This window comes from Corynebacterium sp. HMSC073B01 (assembly GCF_001838255.1).
Taxonomy (GTDB): domain Bacteria; phylum Actinomycetota; class Actinomycetes; order Mycobacteriales; family Mycobacteriaceae; genus Corynebacterium; species Corynebacterium jeikeium_D.
In genome coordinates, this window is sequence record NZ_KV836165.1 from 1 (window position 1) to 10,328 (window position 10,328).

At 57.3% G+C, this 10,328-nt stretch carries 9 protein-coding genes; 8 read left to right on the forward strand and 1 reads right to left on the reverse strand.

The window, feature by feature from the left end:
• Positions 1-294: 294 nt before the first annotated feature.
• Positions 295-759, reverse strand: coding sequence for a DUF3817 domain-containing protein (locus HMPREF2849_RS06480; RefSeq protein WP_070862777.1), 465 nt, complete (start codon positions 757-759; stop codon positions 295-297).
• Positions 760-874: 115 nt separating this feature from the next.
• On the opposite strand from HMPREF2849_RS06480, the gene ruvC reads away from it, so the two are divergent.
• The 8 genes from ruvC to HMPREF2849_RS06520 all read left to right on the forward strand — a co-directional run bounded on the left by ruvC (position 875) and on the right by HMPREF2849_RS06520 (position 10,222).
• Positions 875-1,432, forward strand: a complete 558-nt coding sequence (gene ruvC, locus HMPREF2849_RS06485; RefSeq protein WP_048731311.1) for a crossover junction endodeoxyribonuclease RuvC — start codon at positions 875-877, stop codon at positions 1,430-1,432.
• An 82-nt stretch (positions 1,433-1,514) separates the two neighbouring features.
• Positions 1,515-2,135 carry a Holliday junction branch migration protein RuvA gene (ruvA, locus tag HMPREF2849_RS06490; RefSeq protein ID WP_048731308.1) on the forward strand — a complete coding sequence of 207 codons (621 nt, stop codon included), beginning with the start codon at positions 1,515-1,517 and terminating at the stop codon, positions 2,133-2,135.
• 66 nt (positions 2,136-2,201) lie between these two features.
• Complete coding sequence (ruvB, locus tag HMPREF2849_RS06495; RefSeq protein WP_070862779.1) at positions 2,202-3,314, forward strand: Holliday junction branch migration DNA helicase RuvB; 1,113 nt, start codon at positions 2,202-2,204, stop codon at positions 3,312-3,314.
• A gap of 66 nt (positions 3,315-3,380) precedes the next feature.
• Positions 3,381-3,845, forward strand: coding sequence for a preprotein translocase subunit YajC (gene yajC, locus HMPREF2849_RS06500; RefSeq protein WP_049190818.1), 465 nt, complete (start codon positions 3,381-3,383; stop codon positions 3,843-3,845).
• 311 nt (positions 3,846-4,156) lie between these two features.
• Positions 4,157-6,082: a protein translocase subunit SecD gene (secD, locus tag HMPREF2849_RS06505; protein WP_070862781.1), complete on the forward strand. Its 1,926-nt coding sequence runs from the start codon at positions 4,157-4,159 to the stop codon at positions 6,080-6,082.
• Positions 6,083-6,088: 6 nt separating this feature from the next.
• Positions 6,089-7,306 carry a protein translocase subunit SecF gene (secF, locus tag HMPREF2849_RS06510; RefSeq protein WP_070862783.1) on the forward strand — a complete coding sequence of 406 codons (1,218 nt, stop codon included), beginning with the start codon at positions 6,089-6,091 and terminating at the stop codon, positions 7,304-7,306.
• A gap of 110 nt (positions 7,307-7,416) precedes the next feature.
• Positions 7,417-7,953, forward strand: coding sequence for an adenine phosphoribosyltransferase (locus HMPREF2849_RS06515; RefSeq protein WP_070862784.1), 537 nt, complete (start codon positions 7,417-7,419; stop codon positions 7,951-7,953).
• A gap of 7 nt (positions 7,954-7,960) precedes the next feature.
• Positions 7,961-10,222, forward strand: coding sequence for a RelA/SpoT family protein (locus tag HMPREF2849_RS06520; RefSeq protein WP_016422688.1), 2,262 nt, complete (start codon positions 7,961-7,963; stop codon positions 10,220-10,222).
• Positions 10,223-10,328 lie beyond the last annotated feature (106 nt).

Sequence of the window (10,328 nt, forward strand, 5' to 3'; positions counted from 1 at the left end):
CAACTTTACCGATGTCACCGACCAAGAGGTCGCCCAGGCGGAGGCATTGCTGAATAACCGGCCGAGGGTGGTGCTCGGCGGGTTAACTCCTCGGGAGGTAATCTCTGGTGTTATCCATGATGCAATGACCGCCTGACCCTACCAGGTCATTTTTGTCATAAACGCAGTCAGTAACTCGCATTGGGGTAAGTAGCGAAGGGTGCCCGCCCGCCGACGCGCCGGTCGACACGCCAGGCGGACATATTTTTGTCTATTAAACCGATTTTGGTTTCTGAAAGTTTTAGTTGAACCGTTTTAGGAGAACCAGTGAGTCGGAGGTCCGGCCATCAGCAACAGTGTGAAGACCACGACGAGAACAATGAGGATGACGAATGCCGAGATAAACGGGCGGCGAATAATCATCGCGAGTGCCCACTCGAAAATGTCCTGTGGCTCCTCGGATTCGTCGGTAAAGCGCCAGGGCCGATCCAAGAGGCCTGCCTTCAGGGTGTTTCGTTCAAACGGATAGGTTGCGAATGGAATGATAGAAGAGGCGAGGCCGATGACACCGCGGCCAAAGCTCCACTGCTGGTTGATCCACACCATGATGGTGGTGACTACGTAGCACAGGAACGTAAAACCGTGGATGCCGCCGAAGATGGTGGTGGCGATGTCAGTGACTTTGAACAGGTACTTCAGTGCCAGCCCCAAGAGCAGCAGAGCCCACGTGACCATTTCAGCTGCAGCGAGAACGCCGTAGAGCTTCTTCGGTGAATTCATGGTGTTAAACCTATCAGAATCAACGGTTGGTACCCCGTGTAGCTACGATACAAACAGCTGTTCGAAATGTGGTATTAGTGGAGAGGTGAATTATCGAGCTGGATCTCTGCGGGTGATGGGTATCGACCCTGGCCTTACTCGTTGTGGTCTCTCCATTGCGGAAGGTGCTCAGGGCAGGAAAGTCATTCCCATTGCGGTGGGGGTCGCCCGCACACCAACCACGGCATCGTTGGAGGATCGTCTTCTACGGCTTTCCAATGCCGTGGAGCAGTGGATGGATGAGTACGAGCCGGACGTGGTTGCGATGGAACGGGTATTCGAGCGCGGCAATGTGTCCACCGTAATGCAGACTGCGCACGCGGTTGGTGTCCTTGTCCTCGCTGCGGCGAGACGCGGTTTGGAAGTGCATATGTACACGCCGTCGGAGGTAAAGAAGGCGCTTACCGGCAACGGTCGGGCTGATAAGAAGCAGATGACCATGATGGTGACGAGAATCCTCGGGTTGGAAACTCCGCCAAAACCTGCGGACGCAGCGGATGCGTTGGCCATCGCTATCTGCCACTGTTGGCGTGGTCCGGTTCTGCAACGCCAGCGCGACACCTTGGCTGCGCTTGCTAAGCAACACGAGGAGCGGGAGTTGGAGCTTTCTCGCCGTGAGAATCCCTCGCGGTAGGGGAGCCTGCTAGAGCACACTTGTGAGTTCGGCGTTTATCTCGGTGTCTTTCGGGAAGCCGTAGTGAAAGGAATTGTGAGAAGTGATTGCATCTCTACGCGGTGAGGTTATCGATCTCGGTGCGGACTATTGCGTTATCGAGTGCGGTGGTGTCGGGCATTTGGTCACCATTACGGGCAGGTTAGCTTCTCAGTTGGTGAGGCATGAGCAGACTTTCATGTTGACCACAATGGCGGTTCGTGAAGATGCGATTACGCTTTTTGGTTTTGCCAACTCGCAGGAACGTGAGATGTTTGCGCTCTTGCGCACTGTCTCAACAGTGGGGCCAAAAGTAGCGATGTCTGTTCTATCGGTACTGTCGCCGGCCGAGATTGCCAATGCGGTTGCCTCAAAGAATGCCAAGGCCCTCCAGGCGGCTAACGGCGTCGGCAAGCGATTGGCGGAGCGCCTGTTGGTTGAGTTGAAGGATAAGGTCGAGGTTTTCGCGGATAGGGCGGTATCCCAGCCGGAGGAAGCTGCAAGCGGAGCAGCGCCTGGCATTGTTTTGAAGGCAGATCTGGATCAGGTCGTTGGTGCTTTGGTCGGGCTTGGGTTCCCGGAAGCTGATGCGAATGAGGCAGCGGAGACTGTTGTTCGGATTGATCCGACCTTGGATACATCAATGGCGCTGAAGGCGGCGCTAAAGACATTGGGCGAAAAGTAAATCCAGGTCGAGGACCTGCAGCTACATTGATGATGAAAAATGGCAGTGCACTAGGATGAGGGGACTATGAGCGATATCGAGCGCACGGAGTTTAACGTGTCGGGCAATCCCTTCAGGGACTCTTTAGATGGAGCAGCCAACGACCATTTTGGCGGTGGGGGAAATGGTGCACAACGTGATGTCGATGCCCGCGCTCAGGTCGAGGAAGTCGATGCGGAATCGAACCTGCGACCAAAGTCGTTAGGGGAGTTTATCGGCCAACCCAAGGTCCGCGAGCAGCTGGATTTGGTGCTCTCCGGGGCACGGGGACGAAATGTGACTCCGGACCACATTCTGCTGTCGGGACCTCCCGGCCTGGGTAAGACCACCATGTCCATGATTATTGCGCAGGAGATGGGGTCGTCCCTGCGAATGACGTCCGGTCCGGCGCTTATTCGCGCTGGCGATTTGGCAGCAATGCTATCGAACCTGCTCGAGGGCGATGTACTCTTCATTGACGAGATCCACCGCATTGCCAGGCCCGTGGAGGAAATGCTCTACATGGCAATGGAAGATTTCCGTATTGATGTCATCGTGGGCAAGGGGCCTGGAGCTACGTCAATTCCACTCGAGATTCCACCTTTTACGCTGGTAGGCGCAACGACGCGCTCGGGTATGCTGACTGGCCCACTGCGTGACCGTTTCGGTTTTACTGCGCAGATGGAGTTCTACGAGGTCGAGGATCTGACAAAGGTGGTTACCCGTGCCGCTGGGATCCTCGGGGTGGATATCAGCCCAGAGGCTGCAGTGGAGATTGCCTCGCGTTCGCGAGGTACCCCGCGAATTGCCAACCGCCTACTGCGTCGCGTTCGCGATTTCGCAGATGTTCACTCCGGTGGCGTTATTGATCTTGGTGCGGCCAAGGCGGCGTTGATTGTCTTCGATGTCGATGAGCTTGGGCTGGACCGCTTGGACCGCGCAGTGCTGACTGCCCTGGTCAAGGGGCACGGTGGCGGCCCGGTGGGTGTGAATTCCCTGGCGTTGGCAGTCGGTGAGGAGCCCTCGACTGTGGAAGAAGTGTGCGAGCCCTACCTGGTCCGTGCCGGGATGATTGCGCGTACATCGCGCGGACGCGTGGCAACTGCCCGAGCATGGCGGCACTTGGGGTTGCAGCCGCCGGAGGGAACTATCGGAGAATAGCTTTCTCATCGACCCGGCCGGGGCAGTGTGGAATTGCTAGCTGGCAATTCGTTAAACTCGGCAGACATGGATCAAACTATTCTCCTCCTACTTATTTTCTTGTTCCTGGCGCTGCCAATTTGGCAGATCATCAAGCAGAACAAGCAGGTGCGCACCATTCGGGACATGCAGGATAAGTTGGCCCCGGGCGCAGAGGTCATCACCGGTTCCGGTATGCATGGTGTGGTCGTTGATACGACCGAAACAACCGTCGACCTGATTATCGCTGACGGCATCGTGACCCGTTGGGAAAAGGGCGCCATTGCCCGCAACCTCACCACCGGTACCGGAGCTAGCTACGCTCACCGTGATCGACGTGGCCGTGTTTCCGATGCGCCAGATGACCACGTCGGCGATGTCCAAGAAATCACCGGCCACGGTCCGGATGACAATGCCGCTTCGGACATCAATGAGCAGGTCGAGAACCCGAATACTCCGAGTAACTCGGATAACACGGGTACAGACGGTTCCACTTCCACCGAAAAGCAGTAGCAGTTTTTTGCACGCCCACGCCCTGCTGGTTTGCATGCATCCAAGCTGTAGCGTGCGCCGTGGGGTTAGCGGGCGCGTCCCAGGTTTCGCCGTCGGCAAGCGTGGGCAAGATTTTCACTAAATAGGTACAAGTCAAAACCGGCGCACTACGCTAAATCGGTTATTCTCTAGCGGTTGGTGTTTATAGCTTTGCTTAGCGACGCCCGCAATGCCTCTTCCTGGTATCGCGCGATTTCGCGGTGCGGTTATAGACCTGCGTTTCTACCCGAAGCGCTTAAGTACCTAAACGTCACGATTCAGGAGACTTTGCTTTGAACAGCAAATCCAGATCCGGTGCGAATACATTCAAGAGGAACTGGCCGCAGTGGCTGTTGGCACTGTTTGTTGGCTTCCTCATCCTTACGTACGCACTCGTCTTTTTCACTGGCGGCGGATCAGCCAAGCCAAAGTTGGGCATCGACTTGCAGGGTGGTACCCGAGTAACCTTGGTGCCGCAGGGCGAAAAGCCGACGCGCGATCAGCTGGACCAGGCTCGCAAGATTCTGGAGAACCGCGTAAACGGCATGGGCGTCAGCGGCGCTCAAGTTGTCACCGACGGTGACACGCTGGTCATTACCGTGCCGGGTGAAGACTCACAGGAGGCGCGTACGCTCGGCCAGACTTCGCAGCTCTTCTTCCGTCCGGTAGAACAGCCCACCCAGGGCCCTGATGAAGCTGCCTTTGGCGGGGTAGTTAAGAAGACTGCTGAAGATTGGGTGTCAGTCGGTGTCCTGTCGAAGGAGGAAGCCACCAAGCGTGTTGATGACCTCTACAAGGACATGAACGAAACGCAGAAGCGTGCAATTGATGCCTTCAAGGAACAGAACCCAGATCAGCCGGTTCCCGAGGAGCTGTCCAAGTCGCTGGGCGAGGCCCCGAAGTTGGACGCAACAGCTCCGGCAAAGCCGGCGAACTCAATTGAAGCGGCCGAGCTGCGTACGAAGGTTCGTGACGTGCTGTTGGCGACTCGCCAGTCCGAAGACCCAACGACACAGTTTGCAGCCGCTGCGCTGATGACCTGCGATAACCGCGATGCAGTTGATCCGCTACAGGGTGCCGATGACCCGGCCAAGCCGCTGGTGACCTGTGCGCCCGAAGGCGGTAAAGCCATCTTCCTGGGCAAGGCTCCGCTGTTGATTGGGCAGGAGGACGAGGCCAAGGGCCAGCGTCTGTCCGGCGACGCTATTGATACCAATGCGCCGATTAACGGTGGTTACGATCAGCAGTCTGGTCAGATTCAGGTCTCCTTTAGCTTCAAGTCCGGGAAGAATGACACCGGCGCTCGCACATGGACCAAGTTGACCAATGACTACCTGCAGCGGCAGGTCGCTATCGTGTTGGACTCGAAGGTCATTTCCGCCCCGGTGATTCAGGAGGCAACCCCAGTTGGTTCTGCCACCCGCATCACGGGCGACTTCTCAATCGACGAGGCACAGGGGCTGGCCAATAACCTGCGTTATGGTGCACTGCCGCTGTCGTTCGCAGGTGAGGACGGCGAGCCGGGCGGCACCACCACGACTATCCCGGCCATGCTTGGTTCGGCTTCCTTGGAAGCCGGTCTGCTTGCCGGCATTATCGGTATCGCCCTGATTGTCGTCTACGCGATTGCTCTCTACCGCGGCCTGGGCGTGATTTCGCTGGTTTCGCTGGCAGCAGCTGGAGCGATGGTCTACGGCGTCCTTGTCCTTCTTGGTCGTTGGATTGGCTACTCGCTCGATCTCGCTGGCATCGCCGGCATCATCATCTCTATCGGCGTAACGGCTGACTCCTTCATCGTCTTCTTCGAACGCATTAAGGACGAAATCCGCGCGGGTAGAACTTTCCGCTCCGCGGTTCCGCACGCTTGGCGACGAGCACGGCGCACCATCCTATCGGGTAACTTTGTGTCCATCATTGCGGCTGTGGTTCTTTACATCCTGGCCGTTGGCGATGTCCGCGGTTTCGCGTTCACACTTGGTCTCTCCACAGCATTCGACATTGTGACGGCTTTCCTCGTGACTGCGCCGTTGGTCATCCTGGCTACTCGTAAGTGGCCAGCTTTGTCCAAGCCGTCGATGAACGGCTTCGGCTCGGTCATGGAGATTGCACAGAGGAATAAGACTGTAGCTGCCGGTAAGAAGGCCGGAGCCTCCGATGCCTCCGCCAGTACGGCTGCCGACACCGGTGCAGCTCACTCCAGCGCGAATGAGGGGAAGTAGGAATCCATGAATACTACTCAGACGAATCCGGCGCTAATCACTGAGCCAGAAAGCGTGAAAGACGACTCCTTTTTCCGCCGCCTCTACACCGGCGAGGGTGGAATCAACATCGTCGGCAAGCGGAAGCGCTGGTACCAGATTGCCGTCGCCATCATCGTTGTTGCTTTCGCAGCGATGCTGATTCGCGGGTTCAGCTTCGGTATCGACTTCGAGGGCGGTACCAAGATGACTATGCCGCCGGCCTCAGTGACAACTGAGCAGGCCGAGGAGGTTTTCACCGAGGCGACCGGCGTGAAGCCGGAGCTGGTACAAATTATCGGTTCTGGTGAGGGCCGAATCCTGGAGATCACCTCTGAGAAGCTGACTCAGGACCAGATTAATAGTGCTCGTATCGCGTTGAATGATGCATTCAAGCCCGTCGATGTGCAGGGGCAGCAGACCCCGGATGCCATTGGTGACTCGACCGTGTCGGAGTCGTGGGGCTCTTCGATTACCAACCGAATGCTGCTGGCTGCAGTGGTGTTCCTGGGTCTGGTGTTCATCTACATCACCATTCACTTCGAGCGCGACATGGCCATTGCCGCAATTCTCGCCCTGGTTGTGGATGCAATCGTGATTATGGGCATCTACGCGCTCATTGGTCTTGACGTCACCCCGGCAACCATTATCGGCTTGCTGACAGTGCTGTCGTTCTCCCTGTACGACACCGTCGTGGTTTTCGACAAGGTCGACGAGAACACGGCAGGCTATCGTTCATCGACCCGTAGAAGTTACGCCGAGTTGGTGAACCTGGCGGTCAACCAAACCATCATGCGTTCTATCAACACCACGGTGTCGACGCTCCTGCCAATCCTGGCACTGATGGTCATCGCCGTGGGCATGCTAGGGGTCGGAACGCTGAAGGACCTTGCACTCGTTCAGCTCATCGGCATTATTCAAGGTACGTTCTCTTCGATCTTCCTGGCTTCGCCGCTGTTGGTAACGCTCAAGTCGCGTCAGCGTGAATACCGCAAGCATGATGAAGCGGTGCTGGCCGCTCGCACAAAGGTATCTGCTGGGGAAGACTCGAACACTGAGTCGGCTGCCGCCGATGCCGCGGAGGGCACGGGCGCGGAAGACGCGTCGACAAGCGAAATGGAACAGTCGACGCCGAAACGAACGGTGAAGACTCCGAAGCTTGAGGGCGATGAAAACAAGCCGCTGTCCTGGCGTCCGGGGCAGTAGGAGGTAGCGCCTCCCAGTGGTTCGGGTGAAACTACTTTAAAAGCGCATTGTGCGGGTATCGTTGACAGGTACCCGCACTTTTTCTTTTTGCCGAAAAGGAGCTTAAACCTGTGTCGTATGCACACGCGCGTGAGGCATTAGCTGATCAGATTCGGTTTGTGCCCGATTTTCCAGTTGAGGGCGTACTGTTCGAGGACCTGACGCCGGCGCTTGCCGACGCCACGACGTTCGCCCTGCTTGTGGACGAGATTTCCGCCAAGGTGAAAGAGTTCGGGGCCGATATTATCGGCAGCCTCGATGCGCGTGGATTCCTGCTGGGTTCTGCGGTGGCATACAAGCTCGGACTGGGAGTGCTCGCTATTCGTAAGAAGGGCAAGCTCCCACCACCTGTGCTGACGGAGACCTATGAACTGGAATACGGTACGGCCGCGCTTGAGATTCCGGCTAGTGGGTTTGAGCTGAAGGGCAAGAAGGCCGTACTTGTCGACGATGTGTTGGCAACTGGTGGCACCCTGTGTGCAGCTCGCGCCCTGCTGGAGACAGCTGGTGTCGAGGTAACCGGGCTGTGCACCGTGCTGGAGGTTGAAGGCCTGGGAGCTCGGGAGAAGCTTGCTGATCTGCCTTTGTACGTGGTTAATAAGGGGTGAATGAGTCATGGCTGAAGGGCCCGCACGCCGTTATGGTGCCCGCCTAGCGCGAAGCCTTACCGGCAACAGAACGAAAATCCGCCCGGTGCTAGATCCCCTTGTCGCGGTGCATCGACAGGTGCATCCGCGCGCAGATTTGGCTGTGCTTCAGCGTGCCTACGATACCGCCGAGCGCCTTCACGACGGCGTGTACCGGAAATCCGGCGAGCCATACATCACTCACCCGCTTGCAGTCGCCACTATTGCCGCCGAGATCGGCATGGATACCACCACGCTGGTGGCAGCGCTGCTACATGACACGGTCGAAGATACCGATTACACGCTGGAGGACCTGGAGCGGGACTTCGGCCCAGAAGTCGCACGACTGGTCGACGGTGTGACCAAATTGGATAAGGTCGCGTTGGGCTCCGCCGCCGAGGCAGAGACCGTGCGAAAGATGATTATCGCCATGAGCCAGGACCCGCGCGTGCTGGTTATCAAGGTGGCTGACCGGCTGCATAACATGCGCACAATGCGCTTCCTGCCGCCGGAAAAGCAGGCTAAGAAGGCCCGTGAGACCCTCGAGGTGATTGCACCGCTGGCGCATCGTTTGGGAATGGCCAGCGTGAAGTGGGAGTTGGAAGATCTCTCCTTCGCCATTTTGTACCCGAAGAAGTACGACGAGATTGTGCGTTTGGTCGCAGATCGAGCGCCGCAGCGGGACCGGTACATCCAGGAAGTCTCCGAGATGATTCAGAAGGATCTGAAGGAGTCTCACATTGCTGCTGAGGTACAGGGCAGGCCGAAGCACTACTGGTCGATTTATCAGAAGATGATTGTCCGCGGCCATGAGTTCGACGAGATTTTTGACCTGGTCGGACTTCGAGTTCTGGTGGACACGACCAAGGATTGCTATGCCGCGATGGGTGCCGTCCACTCGCTGTTCAAACCTATGCCGGGGCGATTCAAGGACTATATTTCCGCGCCGCGTTTCGGGGTTTACCAGTCGTTGCACACAACGGTCATCGGTCCAGGTGGCTCCCCGCTAGAAGTGCAGATTCGCACCCATGAGATGCACTACAACGCTGAGTACGGCATTGCCGCACACTGGCGCTACAAGGAAACCAAGGGCTCTCACAAGGGAGATTCCGCCGAAGTCGATCAGATGGCGTGGATGCGTCAGCTGCTGGATTGGCAGCGGGAGGCCGCAGATCCTAACGAGTTCCTGGACTCCCTGCGCTATGACCTCTCAGTCACTGAAATTTTTGCGTTCACACCTAAGGGCGATGTCATCACATTGCCTGCGGACTCCACGCCGGTCGACTTTGCCTACGCGGTCCATACTGAAGTAGGTCACCGATGTATTGGTGCCAAAGTCAACGGCAAGCTAGTGGCGTTGGAATCACCGCTAAAAACTGGCGACCGCGTCGAGATTTTCACGTCCAAGGATGCCGATTCCGGTCCGTCTAAGGACTGGGAGAAGTTTGTTAAAACTCCACGTGCGCGGGCAAAGATCCGTCAGTGGTTTGCCAAAGAGCGCCGCGAGGAGGCACTCGATGCCGGCCGTGACGCACTGGCTGCAGAGGTACAGCGCGGCGGTCTGCCGATGCACCGCCTGTTCACTCCGGCGTCCATCAAGCAGATTGCCTCCGAGCTGCACTATGCGGATGTCGATGCGCTCTATACCGCTATCGGTAAGGGGCAGGTCTCAGCGCAGCATGTGACTCACCGGCTGATGGCGCAGTTCTCGAGCGCGGACGATGCCGAAGAGCAGTTGGTCTCCCGCACGCCAATTTCAAAGATGAACGTGCACAACACTCCGCGCCGCGCTGACAGCACGGGTGTGTTGGTAGAAGGCAGCGCGGATATGGCCGCTAAGCTTGCCAAATGCTGTACGCCTGTGCCGGGCGATGCCATCTTTGGCTTCGTCACCCGCGGCGGTGGGGTCAGTGTGCACCGTACGGACTGCACTAATGCGGAGAAGCTGCACCAGGAGCCGGAGCGCATTATCGAGGTCTCCTGGGCAACAGATTCCTCCGGTGCGGTCTTCATGGTTACGGTGCAAATCGAAGCACTTGACCGTCATGGACTGCTCTCGGAGATTACTCGCGTCTTCTCCGATCAGAAGGTCTCAATCCTGTCGACGTCCTCCCATACCTCCGATGACCGCGTTGCCGTAATGCGTTTTAGCTTCGAGGTTTCGGACACTAAGCAGATGGGCTATATCTTCAACATTCTGCGCGGTGTCGAGGGAGTCTTCGATGTCTACCGCATTACTTCTGGTCAGTAGGCGGTTTAGCAGCCCATCGATATGTGAAAAAGGATGAGGCCGCGTAGGTATTAAAACAGGGCCAAGGTGAAACACGGGTTAAGTGACAAAAAGTGTGTCCGCTCGG

Coding starts and splice junctions, on each gene's coding strand:
- secF (WP_070862783.1), top strand. CDS start 6,089: ATGAATACTACTCAGACGAATCCGGCGCTAATCACTGAGCCAGAAAGC.
- ruvC (WP_048731311.1), top strand. CDS start 875: ATGGGTATCGACCCTGGCCTTACTCGTTGTGGTCTCTCCATTGCGGAA.
- yajC (WP_049190818.1), top strand. CDS start 3,381: ATGGATCAAACTATTCTCCTCCTACTTATTTTCTTGTTCCTGGCGCTG.
- ruvB (WP_070862779.1), top strand. CDS start 2,202: ATGAGCGATATCGAGCGCACGGAGTTTAACGTGTCGGGCAATCCCTTC.
- HMPREF2849_RS06480 (WP_070862777.1), bottom strand. CDS start 759: ATGAATTCACCGAAGAAGCTCTACGGCGTTCTCGCTGCAGCTGAAATG.
- HMPREF2849_RS06520 (WP_016422688.1), top strand. CDS start 7,961: ATGGCTGAAGGGCCCGCACGCCGTTATGGTGCCCGCCTAGCGCGAAGC.